Here is a 16,795-nt window from a genome sequence, read left to right on the forward strand (position 1 = left end):
TAGTAATAGTCAAAAGAGACGTAAAAAAGCACCCTTTAAGGCTGCTTTGAACCCTTTTTTGTCATTCCTATTTCTCTTCATTTTTACTTTAAACCATATAAAATAGCACTTACTAAAATCTTTGACCACTTTTATAGCTAATTATAAAGAATCAAAAATTTTCTTTACCCATTCAAGATACGCTTGCATATAGTATTCCTGCTTAAAGCCATGATTCTGGTCCTCTGCTACTATCACAGTCACATCCGCGTCTGCGTTTCGTGCAGATTGGATATATTCCTGTGGACCTTTTACCCCGATTGCTAAATCCTTTGTCCCATAAGCTATAAACTGAGGTATATGAGCTGTTCTGAAATGCGTAGATAAATCTGTCTGCTGCAAGAGCTCTTCACGTTTTTCTGGATTTCTGACAGCTTCATCATTAAAAGAAGCAAAGAGCATGGGCACATTATAGCGATACGTCAATGCAGGGTAAATCATAGCAGCGGATGCCACTTGATCATCAACAGCATCAATGGCATCAGGCTGATAACTAGCAGGAAACAGTTTTTCTCCCTGAATAAGGTTAATAAAGCTACCCGTTTGATAGCCTCCAGCACTAAAACCTATTAAACCAATTCGATCTGGATGGAGACCATAATCATTGGCATGGTAACGTAGATAACGGACCGCACGCTGAACATCTAGCTGTGGAATAGGCCACTCATAGGGATTGGAACGATAGTGGAGAACGAATGCATTAATACCTGCTTTATTTAATGATGCAGCTACTTCCTTTCCTTCTGCTGTTCCTCCATCCATTTCCTTAAAGCCATAACCACCACCTGGCATAATAATGACGGCACTGTCACTGTTCGCTACCGTATAAGGAATCAGATAGGGCTCATCTTCATAGGTTGATTTTTCATAGCCCCCTTCAATTTCATGGATATAGGTAAAGGTATCAATGACCGCTTCATTGTCTTTATAGTCTTCTCCCACAATGCCAGTGGAAAATTTGAATGTCGCCAAAAGTCTGTTAGGATTGCCCTTAATATTCATATCGTCTAGCTTACTTTCTGAATGATTACCTGCCACTTCTTCTCCCCAAATCTCCACCTTGTCTTCAATATCCGCAACTGGCTTGCCTGGTTTATTTCCTAAGGGATTAATCACAAGAATAGCGTATCCAATCCCCATAAACAAGGTCAGTATAACTAGAAGGATTCCTGCTATCTTGGCTATCTTCTTCGCTACCCTCATCATCATAACCTCCATTAAATTTACTTATGTATCGTTTACTATTTATTATCTCGGGTAAAGGATTATTAACCTTTAGCTCATTCTTTAGCAAATAATGATTGAAGATCTTGTATAGCATCAATACAAGGTTATATTCTTCCATTTTCTAAAGGATTAAAGCGACCCTTTAGAGGAAGCATGATGCATTCCTTACTAAAGAAATGTCTGAAGACCACAAATTTTTTAAAAACTGCATACGTACCTTGTAATGACGTAAACTATAAAAACACAACCATAATTTTTTCGGAGTATGAGGTAGGTATTGTAAAAAAGAAGGAGGGATACGATGTTTGATGAAGCTGCATATTTTATTTTTAGAGCACTGTTAATTTTAACGGTTTTGGTTGTTGTGGTTGGAATCCCACTTGGTGAAACCCTGATTAGAAAAAAATAAAACTGCATCTAAATGGATGCAGTTTTTGATTTTTATCCTACTTTGTGTCGGTAATAGATTTTGGGATTGTTGAAATAATGAACTATATAGAAGTCTTAGAATGGATTTTCACCTTTTATAAAAGGAATAAAAACTACATAAATTGAACCAATAAAAATGAGCCAAAAGAGTACGGATGTACGTCGCTGTTTAAAGATATTACTTTCCTGAAAAATAAAAATACCGACAATCAACGAGTATAAGACGAATAAAATATACGATAATCCAAACCAGTTTACCCATACGTCACCTGTAAATTGAATTCCAAAATTCTCGTATATAGGTCTTAAAATATAAGTTGTGAAAAGTAAACCAATCGATAGAATTACAATGATTTCGAGTAAACTAAGTACAACTTTCTTCCATTCATCCAAATAAATTACCTCATTTCTTCTGACAACATGAAAATATAAACCTGCGTAATGGTACAAACAAAGTTGCAATGTTGTTTAAGTAGAAAAAGGCTCTACTCCTTATTAAAGTAAGTCCGTTAAAACAATAGTAAAACACTATCATCCACCTTAAGGAACTGTATTACTCATAACCGTCACAAAGCCGTTCAACGAGGCTGTATCAATTAATTGAAGTATTCCCAGTCTTGCGGTATCACTGTAGACATACCAATGATTTGCAGTAGTATCATGCACCAAAACTCCGCCCAAGTCCCCCGTGGAAAAATAAATATCAAACCGTTTGATACTGTTCGAGTCTTGGTCTAAAAAATCAAATTGCGCATTTTTATCATAGTCTCCTACTGGAATGGGATGAGAATCCCATGGATTATAAGTAGGTGCTTCAATTTTACTTCCATTATTTTTTATAAAAGTATTATAAATAGCTTCGTTATAACCATTCCCATTAATTTGCTGTACGACTCCGCCTAATGTCATATGATATTCGTATTGCAATGCTTTTACTTTTATACCATCAATAAAGAGAGGCTGTGTCTCAACCGTTACTGTACCGCTTTTGTAAGCGATATTGCTGCCAAATGTTTCGGCAAGAAAACGCATCGGAACAAAAGTACGATTATTCTTCATATATGGCTTTACATCAAGCGTTTCTGTTTTACCGTTTTTCACCACTTGATTACGATTAAGTTTTAGTGTTACCTGTATATCGTTTTTAGTAAGGGTGATTTGGGCATCCGTCCATACAACATTTACCCCTAAATTTTCACTAATTACACGTAAAGGAACCATTGTCCGATTACTTTTAACTTCTGGATTTACATCAGATGCAATTGTAACACCGTCAACTTTTATTTGAAAATCGGCTGCATATGCCGGTGACGAAGTCATGATTAGAATCAACCCAAGAAAAATTCCTGAGAACACTTTTTTCAACTTTGAACACTCCTTTTCTTAAAAGTCACTATTCTCCCCAAAAATACATTCCACTAAATATTTTACCATAAAAATCCACCTATATCGTTAAACTATTCTGCTCTTTATTCAATCTACACGACCCATTAAAAGAAGACGCGTTTCGAAATAAACGCGTCCGATTGTTAGATAAGGATACTGATGAAAATTATCAACTAGAATTGATATCCTTTCTAAAAAGCTAATAAATCCCCCTGCTAAAGGCTGGCTGCCAAATTCCTTGGGCATTTTTCTCCATACCTAGCTCTCTTGGTCCATCAAGTGAGATAAATTTTATAACTCCTGTTGTATCTGTTTGTTGCTCAAATTCCGCATGTTCTAGCCCAGCAAAGAGGTTTGCGATAATAAGGCGATTTATTTCCTTTGTAAACAACGCCTGTCGTACGATTTTCGATTTCTCATAATATCTTCGAACACTTTCAGTTTCATCGTTCCTATTTGTTGTGAACAATGCTTCATATGTTTTAAAATCTTTTTCAATATCACTCATTAAAAACATTTTAGTAATCGCTTGGGGTGTCATATTTTTTAACTTTTCAATATTATAATCCGTTTTAAAGGCATTAAAAACTTGCTGCTCCTCTTCAGTCAATTCAAATGTTAGCTCAAAATTTTGGAAGCCTACGACCTTACCGACTAATTGCCCCTCACTAATTTTCATAATCGTATGACCTTCGTCACTGTCATAAACAACCATTTCTTTTTCTTTCGCAGAAATCGATTTGTCATTGAATGGCGCTGGTCTTGTTCCAAAATTATGAAAAAAGTAAGGATTTTTCATTGGGTCATTGATATCCTCTTTTTTTATTTGCTCATTTAATCCATGAACTTTTAATGGGGTATTCTCTACTAAAATTTGCCCTTGCTTCATTGTTACATGATCATTCCCTAATCCTAATACAGTTGAAACGACAAGCCCATCCGTTCCATAAAAAGCAACATAATCTCCATACGTAATGGGGGCTTCCTTATCGATAATCATTGGCAAAAAATGCAGCATCCATTGTTTCCCAAGTAGATGGGCATAGTTCGGCTCAATGATGTCTAGAGAGGAAACATCATCGACAATTGGTAATAGCTCATTTTGCTGACTTGCGTTTTGTAGGTTATTCTTTTGAGAAAATTCAACGAATAGCATGAACCCAATCATGAAAAAAGCTGCAATAGATACGGAGACAACCTGCCAGTTCAACTTTCTTTTCATGGGTTTCTTTTGCAATATACGTTGCTTGATGTCATTTGTAAATGGGGCATCATGTCGCAATTCTTCTTTTAGCTTGTCTTTAAATTCCTTCATAAAATATTGCCTCCAGTTCCGGATTTGTTTTCAACAATTCTCTCGCTCGACGAATCCTTGTACGAACGGTGTTTTGTGAGACATTTAATAAACTAGCAATCTCAGAAACATCAAATTCTTCATAATAAAACAGTACAATGACTTCCCTATAATGAAGTGGTAAGGCAAAGACAATTTGCTTTAAAGTTGCAAAATCTTCAGTTGCTATATATGTTTGCTCTACAGAGGGTTCAGTTCTACCTAGTGGTAAAAGCTTTGAAATAAATGATTTTCTCTTTTGTTTACGTAGTTCATCGTGACAGCAATTAATAGCGATACGGGTTAAATACGTTTTCAATGAAGCATCTTTTCTAAAATCGTCTTTATGTAATAAGTACTTCATGAGTACGTCCTGTGTAATCTCCTCTGCAAGCTGAAAATCCTTCATATATAAATAGCTAAGATGATACAAATATTCACCATATTGTTCTACGATTTGTTCCAACAACAACTCACCTCGTTTCAATCCTACTACTTAGACGCTCGTTTTCTAAAAAATTGTTCAATCTCCTGGAAATATTTTAGAGTAGCCTTTTTATCAAGATTGCAGTAGTATGCAATGCACTTCTAGATGATGCCACAGTACCTATGTATTAGATGGGCTTACTGATAATTGCCCTTTTCATGAAGAAAGACGCTTCCTATTATTTCAGAAAAGCGTCCGAGAAGATCGTTATTCAACTTTACCTATAGTTCGTTCAAGAAGGACTGTTCTTTTTCCGATTTGTTAAATAAATCTATTCTTTCTTTTATACTTTCGTTCTTACTAGTATCCCACCAATCAACGACCACATAAATCTCATGTATATCTTTCAGTGTAATAAAGTCACCATTTTTATTGATGTATGGCCCTGCAATAGCACCAGTTGTATATTCTGCTATATTCGTCTCACCAGTAACTGAATCAGTATGAACGACTGAATCATCATTCTCGATAACCACATGCGTTTCAAAGTGGAAGAAATCTGTCTTATACGTATTGACGTTTTTCATTTTTAAGGTCCCAAATCCTGCTTTAAAGTCTTCTGGTGTTATAACAATTTCATACCCAGTTAGATTCCAGCTTTCACTTTCACCCATCAATAATAAATAATAAGTATTACCACTTTTTTGAGCATTGCAGCCAGATAGTACAAAGAACGACAACATCAAATAAATGCAAGGCACTAAACCTTTTATATATTTCTTCATTCAATCTCCCTTATAACATTCCTTCTATAAAATAAATATCTAATTCCCAAAAAGAATGCTATTCAACTCTTTAAAGAAAAAGACACGTTCCTATATTAACGCGCCCTTTTCTGGACTAAAAAATGAGTTACTAACTATTCATAAACTTTTGTAGGCAACTTGAACGATTTGTTGTTCACCATTCTTCTCAAAAATCTTATAATTTTCCATCCCGATTTTTTCCGCAACTTTTTGGGACGGGATATTTTTTAAGGTCGTGTATGAAAATATTTCAGAATTGCCCAGAACATTCCATGCATATTCCTTACAAGCAGATGCCGCTTCTGTCGCATACCCCTTATTCCAATACGCTTTAATAATGTGAAAACCGATTTCAGGTAACCATACACCGTCAATGTTCTGCATGGTTATTCCACAATCACCGATAAATAGATCTCCTTCTTTTAAAACAACTGCCCATAGTCCGTGATTATATTGCTTATAATTTTTCTCATTCCATCTGATCCAATTTTTAACCTCTTCTTGATTAAAGGGATGAGGGTAATATTGCATAGATTCAGGGTCGGAAAGCACTTTTGATAATTCATGATGATCGTCCATTTTTAACGCTCTAAGGTATAATCGTTCCGTCTCGATTATTTTCAAAATGCCCACCCTTTGCTTTTAATATATTTTGCTACAATATTTCATTTAGAAATGTGCAGTACCTGTTTTTACTCATTTGAAGCCAAAAAGTTACCCAAAGTAATGATGGACACACCAAACAACAAGAAACAGACTTACGATCCCCCAAGCAGTGGTACTCCATATCCACCAAACTACAGATCTTGCTTTTGATGAATTTCCCTCTTCTTCCAGATTCAATTTTATAAAAGCGACCTTACTTTCCATATCTTTTTTCATAGAAGCGAGCACAACAAATCCAATTATTATGAAACCAATAGTTACCCAAAGTAGTAGGTCCACCTTTACACTCCCTTTATAGAATTGAATTTCACCGCAATTTATTATAATAATTAGATTCTACAAAGATAACAATATACCTTGTGTTAATTCAAGTGCGTTTAAGTATATCATGTATTAAAATGCTGAAACTTAAAGTGCCAGAAGCTTTGTTTGGAAACTTTACTTAAAAGAATGTTATTCAACAATTGGACCCAATGTTAAGATAAACACGCAAATGTAAGATGTATTGCTTTACTCAACAATATGACCCTTAAATGAAAAGGAGCAAAATAGATGGCCCTATCCCTCACTTTGCCTACTCTATCCATCACTTTTCACGTTGTATCCGCTACTTTTCATGTTTTAACCGCCTTTTTAGAACCTATCCCTCACTTTGCCTGCTCTGCCATTTGAGTGGTTGAACTAGAGTCATAAAATAAACCGACCCAATGGATCCGCCAAGTGCAATTAATTGCATGTGACGCGTACTTAATTCCCGCTTTAGTTGTGAATCTTGATGATTATCTTTCATAATGCTTACTCCTCATACGTTTAGATTTTCAAATACTTGTTGAAAAAAGGAATAAAAAAAACGCCCTTTTGGATTAACCAAAAGGACGATTCAACTCGTGTTACCACCTTTAATTTATAAGCAATTCACATTACTTACCTTAAGAAGTACGGTCATTTGACGATACTCTCGTACATGATTACGGGTGTATGATCTTTTCGGTACATAGCTCCAAGATGAATTCTCAATCGTTTTACATGCACCTCTCATCGACCGGTAACTTTCTGTTCGTAAAAATAATTGATACTACTTCTTTTCATAGCCTTTGTTCTAGCCATCTCAAGAGAAATAGTAGATTTTCGCTAAATAAAGCGCCCGATTGTAAAAGGCCCAAAAATTACCATTCTCTTCATTACACTCTCTGAAAACCAAAAATATATTTCAATCATACGAACAGGCAACGAATATCCTACTTTTTGTTCTTTTGATATACAATAAAAGTAAGGCCATTTAATAGCAATGTAAAAATGAGAAGAACTGCTGTGGCTATTACGACTGCACGTGTTGTGTCCATAAGTGCCGCCCAATCCTCAATTTTTACTAAATGATAATGATAGAACATCTGAAAACTAATTGAAATAGCACAGGCACTGATGCTGAGAACGGAAAGGATACCCCAATTAGATTGTTCATGTTTTTTATTTCCCATTAGATAAATAACTGGAAGTATCCAAGCGATTAGTCCTAGTAAGAGACTGCCAATATTAAGCCAACCCATCATAACGAATCCCCCATTCTATTTGTATAGCTGTTTAACAATACTTAACGGTAAATTGTAGGAAAGGTTTCAAATAACTGTATTATTCAATAATATTGCCCTTAAAAGAAAAAGACACGTTGATAAATAAACGCGCCCAATTGCCGAAAACTATTATTCCATTAAAACTACCATGATAAACTCTATCTTTTCGCTTCATTTGTATATGCGTAAATATTTTCATTATTAATATACCAATGATTCCACCAAGCATATTACATAACAAGTAGATAGCATCTACAGAACTAAGGTTCCTAGGAACTAAACTAAACGCCCCTAAGAGAAGACACAAAAGCTCTGTACCTAAACAACACAATATCACTATAAAAATGGCTTTATTTCTATTTTTAAAATGGAAAAGAACGAATAAAAATATCCCTAAAGGAAGTAATAATAAAAAATTATAAACTATAGCTGAATAAGTCCACAAATACATATTGAAGTGGATACGATCAAAAATTCCAAACCAATCATTAGCTCTAATAAAACGACTACTATTGTCTGCTGGATTTAAAGGTAAAAGTGTTATTCCCCCTACTTTAATTTGAAGTAAACATAGTAAATAGAAGAAAAAGCTGTATAGAGGAACACGTCTTTGATTACGCTTGATTTCTTTTCTAAAGTAATCAAGAAATACATCTATTAAAATATAGACCAACAACACTAAAAATCCGAAAGGAACAATATTATATAGAACATAGTTTGTATGCAAGTAAACACCTCCTAAATTTTGTAACTTAGTCAAAACCATTTTTCCATTTAGATGCTTTTAATGTCATATATAAAAAAATACCCCTATAGACCACCATATCTATAGGGGAAAAAACGGTACGATATTATACTAGTAGGTTATCTCGGAATCATTTCGATTCGGCGTAAGTGCAGTAATAAGTGCAATTAAATTAGGTGGAATACTAAATAATAAAAACAGCCAGTTTGTCGTCAGGATCGAGATGATCGTGAATACAATAATGGACGTAATGAAGACGAATAGGCCCACCTTCACACGTGAAGGCTGTAACGGGGCTGCACTGGACATATTGATGGTCAAAATAATCCCAATGATTCCCCAACTCGCTACGTGTGTTAATAAAAGGATACCTAAAACCATAGCAGTGCTTAATTCAATTCCAAAAGTGAGTAACGTAAAGAAAACATACAGCGCTCCTAATGTCACATACCATGAATAGGATCTCGCCTTTTGCCAAATATGATAGTACAGCTCGTCTAAACCTCTGTTTTTTCTAGCTTTCTGTCGCCCGAACCACCATCCAAGGAGTCCACCAATCACTCCCCCATACAATCCAATCATACCCCAGATATTAATCTCCATCATTCATTCTCCCCTCTTCAAATATAAACACTTCTTCAATTGTACTATTGAACGCTTTGGAAATATTGTAGGCAAGCTCTAAGGATGGATTGAATTTGCCTGATTCAATAGCAATGATCGATTGCCGTGAAACGCCAACTTGTTTCGACAACTCTTCCTGCGTAATCTTCTTAAATTTTCGTAATTCTCGAATTCTGTTTTTCATAATGCCTCCTTTATAAATGTAAAGCAAACTATACATTTAATGTTAAGTAAAGTTTACTTTACATCACTACGTATGTCAAGCAAACTTTACAATTTGATTTTTAGTTAGATGAAATGGCAATGTCGAGTAAAGAACAACAAAATTCTATTACTATGTACTATTTTCGGAAAATTTGATAAATTAATAGTAAGGAATGTTTTGAGCGTTACAAAAAGGAGGTTATCCAAATGAGTAAAAAAGAGCTCTTGCAAAATGGAGTCAATCAGGTGTTTTACGAAGAGGAATGGTACCCACCGTTATCAGAAGCATTAAAGAATCTCACTGCTGCACAAGCTAGTTGGCAACCAGAAGGAAATGCTGCTAATACGATTTGGGAAAATGTAACCCATTTATTAATCTTTAAAGAGCGCTTACTTTCTCGCTTACATAAAGATGAGACATTTGTTGCTCCACAAAATAATGATGAAACGTTTGTCCAAGGCGGTGCTCATGATGAAGATGCTTGGCAAGAAACAGTGAATCGAACCCTTCACGTACATGATGCCCTACAATCTTCATTAGCATCCTTGCAAGAAGAGGCATTAGATCAACCTAGTCCCGCTCTTCCAGTTTGGCAACAATATCTAAATATCCTTTTGCACGACGCTTACCATACAGGACAAATTGTTCAACTTCGTAAACTACAAGGTTCATGGCCTGCTAAGCGCTCCTACTTATAAACGAGGATTCCAATTGGTGACGGAAAAGCAGATGCCCCCTTAAGTTAGAGACAAACTACTAACTATAGGGGGCATAGCATTTAATTCGTTTCATTATCAATCTTAAGCTGTTTATCTAACATAAACAGTAGAACATCACTAATGTCGAGAGTGGTTTTAGTAAGTTTATAAGTCTATCGGCTTACCACCTGTCACTCCATAAATCTGACCCGTGATATAACTTCCTTCATCCGAGGCCAGAAGAACATAAACGGGTGCAAGCTCTACTGGCTGTCCCGCACGGCCGAGAGGCGTATTTTGACCAAACTCAGGAATCTCTCCTTCTAATTTCCCGTTATCTAGCTGAAGCGGCGTCCAAATCGGGCCAGGTGCAACACCATTGACACGGACACCTTTAGAAGCAAAGTACGAGGATAGGGATACCATAAAGTTGCTTATTGCACCTTTTGTCGCGGCATAATCCATTAAAGATGAGGATGGATCGAAAGATTGAACCGATGTGGTGGTGATAATTGCACTTCCTGGTTCCAAATGTTCTTCAGCAGCTTTTACGGTCTCGAACATGCTGATGATGTTTACTTTGAAAGTGTCTTGCACTTGTTTAATTGTTAAGTCACTTAGGGATGGCTGTGCGATCTGTTGCGCAGCATTTAATACAAGAATGTCCAATCCGCCAAAGGCTTCTATGGTTTTTGTAACAATCTCTGTGGCCGCGTTATCTTCTCGCAAGTCATACGGTAGCAGTAATGCTTTTCTTCCTGCTTTTTCAATTAATTCTTTAACGACGTTGGCATCTTCCTCTTCACCAGGGAAGAATTGTATGGCTACATTGGCTCCTTCACGTGCATAGGCAATAGCGGCAGCACGGCCAATCCCAGAATCGCCTCCTGTAATTAAGGCATTGCGCCCTCCTAGACGATTGTATCCTTTATATGATTCTTCTCCGCAGTCAGGTTTGGGGATCATTCCACGCTGTAGCGCTGGCGTGTTCTGTTCCTGATTTGGGAATTTTTCGGTATGAAATTTTTTACGTGGATCGGTTAGATGTGGGTTTCCCATCAGCTATCATCTCCTATTTTGATTAATTCGTGACAAACACTTTGTGTGCTTACACTGTTACATTTTGTTGAATACCCTCTGAACATTTACTTTAAACAGCATCAGATTTCTTCTGCCCTTCCACCAATGATGGAGTCATTTACATTTTCCTTACAAAAGAAAAAACACCCTATATAAGCGAGCAGACTAGTCCAATGTTGAAATGGATAGTTTGAACACTTACATTGAGTGTTTGAAGAACCTCTATAAAGTAGGTTATGAAAGATATTTAATAACGCTTTGTTTGTTTAAATTAACGCCTCAATTGCTTGAGCTACTTGCTCTTCTGTTAAATTGTGACGCACGATGTAGCGATTGCGCGCATGCTTTGTACATTCGATTGTACAGCCACCTAAATGCTTTGCTTCATTTTCTTCAGATGCGATGATTTGCTTGTTACATTCAGGATTTGCACAGTTAATGTAGCGTTCACAAGGTTCACCGTCATAGTGATCACGACCGACAATCACATGCTCTACTTGATTGATTGGCACCGTTAAACGCTCATCGAAAACGTACATTTGACCATCCCATAATTGACCTTTCGCCACAGGATCTTTTCCATATGTTGCTACACCACCATGTAATTGACCGACATCGCCAAAGCCTTCACGTTTCATCCAACCCGAAAACTTCTCACAACGAATACCACCCGTGCAATATGTTAAAACATTTTTCCCTTCGAATAGCTCACGGTTTGCACGGACCCATTCTGGTGTATCACGGAAATTTTTTACCTCTGGTCGAATCGCGCCACGAAAATGGCCGACATCGTATTCATACGTGTTACGCACATCTAATACTACTGTATTTTCATCTTGCATTTCAGCAAGGAATTGTTCTGGTGACAGGTAGCGACCTGTTAATTCATGTGGGTTGACGTCTTCTTCTAGGCCTAAGTTGACTAACTCAGGACGTGGGCGAACGTGCATTTTTTTGAATGCATGTCCTTCTGCCGCATCAATTTTAAAGACAATGCCTTCGAATAATGGGTCTGCTTGCATGTTTGCCATATATTGCTCTGTTTGCTCAATCGTCCCCGAAACAGTCCCATTGATGCCCTCATTGGCTACTAAAATACGACCTTTTAAACCGATTTCTTTACACATTTCTAAGTGCGTTGCTGAAAACGTCTCTGGGTCTTCAATCTTCGTGTAATGGTAATATAATAAAACTCGATAATTCATTGTTTTCCACCTATCATTTCAATATTTGCAGGATATTCCTGATAGTGTCTTTTACGACCTATTAACCATAAAGGATAATCCGTTAATATGCTATCGGTAATTAGACTGAAATGAGTAGAAATAATTTTCCATATGCCGCTAGATAAAAAAAGACACATTCATTCGTTAAACAAATTTTATATTTTTCTTCACCGCATTTTCTACTAAAGCATAGAGTAAACTCGCAATACCAAAAATAAGCATCGAATTGATAATACTTAAATTATATTCTTCTATAAATCGCGAATCATAAATGATTACGAAAGAAAAAGCCCCTATTGCCCCACCAAATAAAGTGAAGGTAACCACTTTGAACAGCCAATTTTTCATAAAACGACTCACAATAAATGTTAGCGGTAAAAACGAAATCGGATAGAGAATAAAAGCAAAAGAGCTCATTAAGAACATATAACCAACGCCTAAATCACGAAATCCCGTCATATATTCTGATGTCCTGATTTTTCTTCCTTCTAAAACTTCTAAGCCAAATCCAGCTAAGGCAAACAGCACTATAAAAGGTATCCACATGATTAAACAATGATAGAAAGTTTTCATTCTTATCCCTCCCCTTATGAATTTTTACTATAGGTACAATTAAACCCCTTAATCTATCAAACGAAAATCATGGAAGAAAGTTACAATGTTTCTCACCTGACAAAAGATCAAAAAAAAGCATATTTTAGGGATTGATACGCCTAAAATATGCCCTTTAATTTCTTCTAATTAAAATACAATCCCAATAATGATGGCTGATAGAACACTTACAAGTGAGGCACCGTATAGCAATTTTAATCCAAAGCGTGCCACTACATTGCCTTGCTTTTCATTTAACCCTTTTACAGCACCTACAATGGTACCAATTGAGCCAAAGTTAGCAAAGGATATGAGGAATACAGAGACAATCGCTGCTGTACGCTCACTGAAGCTATCTTGGATTTTAACGAAGTCCAGCATGGCAACGAATTCATTTGCCACAAGCTTTGTCGCCATGATACTCCCTGCATTCACAGCTTCATGCCAAGGTACACCCATGACAAACGCAATTGGGGCAAAGACATAGCCTAGGAAACCTTGGAATGTGATACCGAAAATGCCATTAAACACACCATTAATGAGGGCAATTAACCCAACAAAGCCTACTAACATAACCCCGACGATGATGGCTACCTTAAAACCGTCCATAATGTATTCGCCTAGCATTTCAAAAAACGTTTGCTTTTCACCTTCCTGCACTTCGATTATATCTTCCTCCGCTTGTACTTCATACGGGTTAATGATTGAGGCCACGATAAAACCACCAAACAAGTTTAATATGAGAGCTGCCACTACATACTTTGGCTCTAGCATCGTCATATAAGAGCCCACAATGGACATCGATACCGTTGACATCGCAGAAGCACATAAGGTATAAAGCCGATGCTTTGGTAAAAAGCCGATTTGATTTTTCACTGAAATGAATACTTCATTTTGCCCTACGATTGCCGCTGCAACCGCATTATAGGATTCTAGTTTTCCCATGCCATTGATTTTACTTAATACGAAACCTATATATTTAATCATAAACGGTAGAATTTTATAATGTTGCAATATGCCGATGATGGCTGACATAAATACGATTGGCATTAAAACATAGAGGAAAAATGTATGTGCACCCTCATTCGCCATCCCACCAAATACAAAATTTGTGCCCTCATTGGCATATTCAAGTAGTTTTGCAAAGCTATCAGCAAATCCTTTAATTAAAAATTCCCCAATACCTGTCTTCAGTAATAGAAACCCTAAAACAAGCTGGATAACAATCATCACAATGATTGGGCGATATTTAATATTTTTCTTATTATTACTTGCAAGCCATGCTAAAAATAGCACGAGTAGTAGACCTACTATCGAAATAATATAATGCATGTTGTCCCCTCCGTAACGAACAATGTTTTCAAATACTTTTTCTTCCCATCCCATGCAATCCCTTACGCATCGATGATTGTATGAAGAGCAATGTCCACCATATCAAAAAAGGATTTTTCACTTTCCTCGTGCGTTAAGCTTTCATTTGTTAATAGTTGACTACCTACCGTCAAAATAGACAATGCCTTTACCCCATATTTTGCGGCTAACGTATAGAGGGCGGTGCTTTCCATTTCTACCCCTAAAACACCGAATTCCATAAACTTATGAAGCCTGTCTAATGTTTCACGATAAAATTCATCTGAATTATAAATATTGCCAACAAACACATTGCCTTTTTTCCCTTGCGCTCGTTGAAACGCTTTCATTAATAAGGAAAAATCCGCAATTGGTGCGTAATTATTGCCGTAGAAAATTTTCTCCGTCAAATTGCTGTCTGAAGACACTGCTTGGGCTAGAATGATATCACGGATTTGAATGTCCTTTTGCATCGCGCCACATGTGCCAATACGAATCAATTTTTTCACGCCATAATCGTTGACCAATTCAGTACCGTAAATACTCATCGATGGATTCCCCATGCCCGTCCCCTGCACGGAAATCGGTACACCTTTGAACGTTCCTGTATACCCATACATTCCTCTTACTTCGTTATAGCAATAGACATTCTCTAAAAAATGCTCTGCTACAAATCTTGCACGTAAAGGGTCTCCAGGCAGCAAGACACGCTCAGCTATTTCTCCCTTTTTTGCTCCTAAATGTCTACTCATTTTCATTCCTCCAAAAACTTGTCATTTATCTCCAATCCAATTAGGTAACCGTTTTCATTTACCCATAAAAAATACCCACAGCCATTTCCAAAACTACTTCTTTTACAAGAAATCTGTTCAGAAACTACTATGAGTATAAGGTTTAATAATCCTGACAAACTAGACCATTTTGTTACGTTGTGTACGGGAAATAATTGACCAAATTACCGAAGTAATTCTTGACGAATATTATCTAAGTCCCTTTTGGTAGGAATCGTAGATATAATAACAACCGGCACTGTCGTCAAGGCAACGGGAAAATTACTTATGACAAAATCAATGTGATGCTGCTGTACCATCTCATCCGTTAATCCCTTCATAATAGAGGTATTAATAATCAGCTGGTCCCCAATTTCATTCTTGATTAAATTGGCGATATAATGGCGAATTGAAAATTCCTCTCCAATAACCAAGAAGGCTCGTTTACTTTTATAACGTAGCCCTGAACGAACAAGCAAGGTAAGCTTGGTTAAATGAAAGTCATTATACAGGATAGAAGGGTACGCTTTTTTCCATGTTTGCATACAGACCTGCATATCTTGGTAAATTTGCTGACATTCAATTTGAACATAGTTTGTTAAATTACTTTTTGAAATCATCAGCCATTCAGGGATGGCATTATCGATTAAAAGCTTGTCTAAAAACTCATATACCTCCAAGCTAAACCGCTCATTCATATGTAGATGAGGGTAAGCCTTTGCCAATAAGGTGAACAACTGCTGCGCCATTTGATCAATTTCTTTATTTTTATATAATTCGATTTCCTTCATTGGCGTCATGTCTGATCCTTCATAATAATGATATTGGCTTAGACTAAATAGAGATTGCATAAAAAACAACTCACTCTTTGGTAATTCAATCGAGAATTTTTCTTCCAATGCCTGTGCAAAGTCTTTTACCAGCAAATAGAACATTCCTCTTTCCCAGGCGTAATTATCCTCCGTAATTTTGACATAGTTCCCCTTTCTGGCTCTTTCCAAGACAATTGCCACTAAAAAGGATAATTTCCTTTTGGAGTTAATAAAATAAACAATGTTTTGCTCATGCTCTATTTGCGTGATGCATTGATTGATAAAATCAAAGTCACTATTGGTAAATGGCCATCCTGTATACTCATAGGCATCACCATATAATTTCCAATAAAAATAGCGGATATTCAATTCATTTCCCTTTACGGCGGGCGTCGAGTATGTAATGCGTAGCTTATACGGCTTCAAATCATGATTATTTAGTTGCGTAATCAGCTTCTTCAACGAGGAAGTGCTCATAAACATCGCCTCTGCTAGCTCCTCCATCGAATAAGGTTGCCCATTGATAAACAATAAGTGCATGAAGCGATAGAAGATGGTTTGCCTGAACATGCTCGAAAGCACTTCACTAACGGTTGTACTTCGCCCATCTCGTTGTAGAAAAATTCCCTTTCCTCTAGATACGTCAATCGTCATTGTTGCTGGTAATTGCCGATTGATCTCTTCTACGAGCTTCCGTATGGTCTTATCTGAAATATGTAAGCTTTTTTCAACCTCCCCTAAAGTAAACCATCTTTGTTCAGAATCTAGTAACAGTAATAATTGACTAGCTAATTTGAATTCCTTATCCAC

General features: G+C 36.6%; 20 protein-coding genes and 1 other annotated feature. Of the genes, 1 reads left to right on the forward strand and 19 read right to left on the reverse strand.

What is annotated here, in order from left to right; all coding sequences use genetic code 11:
• Positions 1–141 precede the first annotated feature (141 nt).
• The 13 genes from QH639_RS12740 to QH639_RS12800 all read right to left on the reverse strand — a co-directional run bounded on the left by QH639_RS12740 (position 142) and on the right by QH639_RS12800 (position 9,437).
• Entirely contained in the window at positions 142–1,248 is a 1,107-nt protein-coding gene (locus tag QH639_RS12740; protein WP_281116158.1) for an alpha/beta hydrolase, read from the reverse strand.
• Positions 1,249–1,770: 522 nt separating this feature from the next.
• Entirely contained in the window at positions 1,771–2,088 is a 318-nt protein-coding gene (locus tag QH639_RS12745; protein ID WP_237900487.1) for a hypothetical protein, read from the reverse strand.
• A gap of 147 nt (positions 2,089–2,235) precedes the next feature.
• Positions 2,236–3,060, reverse strand: coding sequence for a copper amine oxidase N-terminal domain-containing protein (locus QH639_RS12750; RefSeq protein WP_281116159.1), 825 nt, complete (start codon positions 3,058–3,060; stop codon positions 2,236–2,238).
• 220 nt (positions 3,061–3,280) lie between these two features.
• A complete protein-coding gene (locus tag QH639_RS12755) occupies positions 3,281–4,396 on the reverse strand; it encodes a hypothetical protein (RefSeq protein WP_237900483.1) in 1,116 nt (371 codons plus the stop codon).
• Positions 4,383–4,880, reverse strand: coding sequence for an RNA polymerase sigma factor (locus QH639_RS12760; protein WP_016994968.1), 498 nt, complete (start codon positions 4,878–4,880; stop codon positions 4,383–4,385). Before QH639_RS12760 ends, QH639_RS12755 begins: the two co-directional genes overlap by 14 nt.
• 242 nt (positions 4,881–5,122) lie before the next feature.
• The gene (locus QH639_RS12765) at positions 5,123–5,626 is read right to left on the reverse strand and encodes a hypothetical protein (RefSeq protein ID WP_237900481.1); all 504 of its coding nucleotides are present in this window, start codon (positions 5,624–5,626) and stop codon (positions 5,123–5,125) included.
• Positions 5,627–5,764: 138 nt separating this feature from the next.
• Complete coding sequence (locus tag QH639_RS12770; protein WP_348638177.1) at positions 5,765–6,271, reverse strand: GNAT family N-acetyltransferase; 507 nt, start codon at positions 6,269–6,271, stop codon at positions 5,765–5,767.
• A 90-nt stretch (positions 6,272–6,361) separates the two neighbouring features.
• Positions 6,362–6,592 carry a hypothetical protein gene (locus QH639_RS12775; RefSeq protein WP_259418981.1) on the reverse strand — a complete coding sequence of 77 codons (231 nt, stop codon included), beginning with the start codon at positions 6,590–6,592 and terminating at the stop codon, positions 6,362–6,364.
• 361 nt (positions 6,593–6,953) lie between these two features.
• On the reverse strand, positions 6,954–7,103 hold the full coding sequence (locus QH639_RS12780; protein WP_281116161.1) for a hypothetical protein: 150 nt from the start codon (positions 7,101–7,103) through the stop codon (positions 6,954–6,956).
• Between the two features lie 78 nt (positions 7,104–7,181).
• Positions 7,182–7,411, reverse strand: a binding site (T-box leader).
• A gap of 140 nt (positions 7,412–7,551) precedes the next feature.
• A complete protein-coding gene (locus QH639_RS12785; protein WP_237900475.1) occupies positions 7,552–7,863 on the reverse strand; it encodes a hypothetical protein in 312 nt (103 codons plus the stop codon).
• Between the two features lie 79 nt (positions 7,864–7,942).
• Positions 7,943–8,611 (reverse strand): VanZ family protein, encoded by a 669-nt coding sequence (locus QH639_RS12790; protein ID WP_281116162.1) that lies wholly within the window; start codon positions 8,609–8,611, stop codon positions 7,943–7,945.
• 129 nt (positions 8,612–8,740) lie between these two features.
• A complete protein-coding gene (locus tag QH639_RS12795; protein WP_281116163.1) occupies positions 8,741–9,235 on the reverse strand; it encodes a hypothetical protein in 495 nt (164 codons plus the stop codon).
• Positions 9,222–9,437, reverse strand: a complete 216-nt coding sequence (locus tag QH639_RS12800) for a helix-turn-helix transcriptional regulator (RefSeq protein ID WP_281116164.1) — start codon at positions 9,435–9,437, stop codon at positions 9,222–9,224. Before QH639_RS12800 ends, QH639_RS12795 begins: the two co-directional genes overlap by 14 nt.
• A 227-nt stretch (positions 9,438–9,664) precedes the next feature.
• Here QH639_RS12800 and QH639_RS12805 point away from each other — a divergent pair, with 227 nt between their 5' ends.
• Positions 9,665–10,156 (forward strand): DinB family protein, encoded by a 492-nt coding sequence (locus tag QH639_RS12805; RefSeq protein ID WP_281116165.1) that lies wholly within the window; start codon positions 9,665–9,667, stop codon positions 10,154–10,156.
• Positions 10,157–10,321: 165 nt separating this feature from the next.
• On the opposite strand, the gene QH639_RS12810 is transcribed toward QH639_RS12805, so the two are convergent.
• The 6 genes from QH639_RS12810 to QH639_RS12835 form a co-directional block, all read right to left on the reverse strand.
• Complete coding sequence (locus QH639_RS12810; RefSeq protein WP_131519909.1) at positions 10,322–11,215, reverse strand: SDR family oxidoreductase; 894 nt, start codon at positions 11,213–11,215, stop codon at positions 10,322–10,324.
• A 287-nt stretch (positions 11,216–11,502) separates the two neighbouring features.
• On the reverse strand, positions 11,503–12,441 hold the full coding sequence (trhO, locus tag QH639_RS12815; protein WP_115674027.1) for an oxygen-dependent tRNA uridine(34) hydroxylase TrhO: 939 nt from the start codon (positions 12,439–12,441) through the stop codon (positions 11,503–11,505).
• A 165-nt stretch (positions 12,442–12,606) separates the two neighbouring features.
• On the reverse strand, positions 12,607–13,035 hold the full coding sequence (locus QH639_RS12820; RefSeq protein WP_237900466.1) for a hypothetical protein: 429 nt from the start codon (positions 13,033–13,035) through the stop codon (positions 12,607–12,609).
• Positions 13,036–13,203: 168 nt separating this feature from the next.
• Positions 13,204–14,385: a NupC/NupG family nucleoside CNT transporter gene (locus QH639_RS12825; protein WP_281116166.1), complete on the reverse strand. Its 1,182-nt coding sequence runs from the start codon at positions 14,383–14,385 to the stop codon at positions 13,204–13,206.
• A gap of 62 nt (positions 14,386–14,447) precedes the next feature.
• A complete protein-coding gene (gene deoD, locus QH639_RS12830; protein ID WP_054548784.1) occupies positions 14,448–15,155 on the reverse strand; it encodes a purine-nucleoside phosphorylase in 708 nt (235 codons plus the stop codon).
• A 203-nt stretch (positions 15,156–15,358) separates the two neighbouring features.
• Positions 15,359–16,795: an AcpB/EbpR/MafR family transcriptional regulator gene (locus tag QH639_RS12835; protein ID WP_281116167.1), complete on the reverse strand. Its 1,437-nt coding sequence runs from the start codon at positions 16,793–16,795 to the stop codon at positions 15,359–15,361.

The organism is Lysinibacillus sp. 1 U-2021 (assembly GCF_029916965.1).
GTDB classification, from domain to species: Bacteria; Bacillota; Bacilli; order Bacillales_A; family Planococcaceae; genus Lysinibacillus; species Lysinibacillus capsici.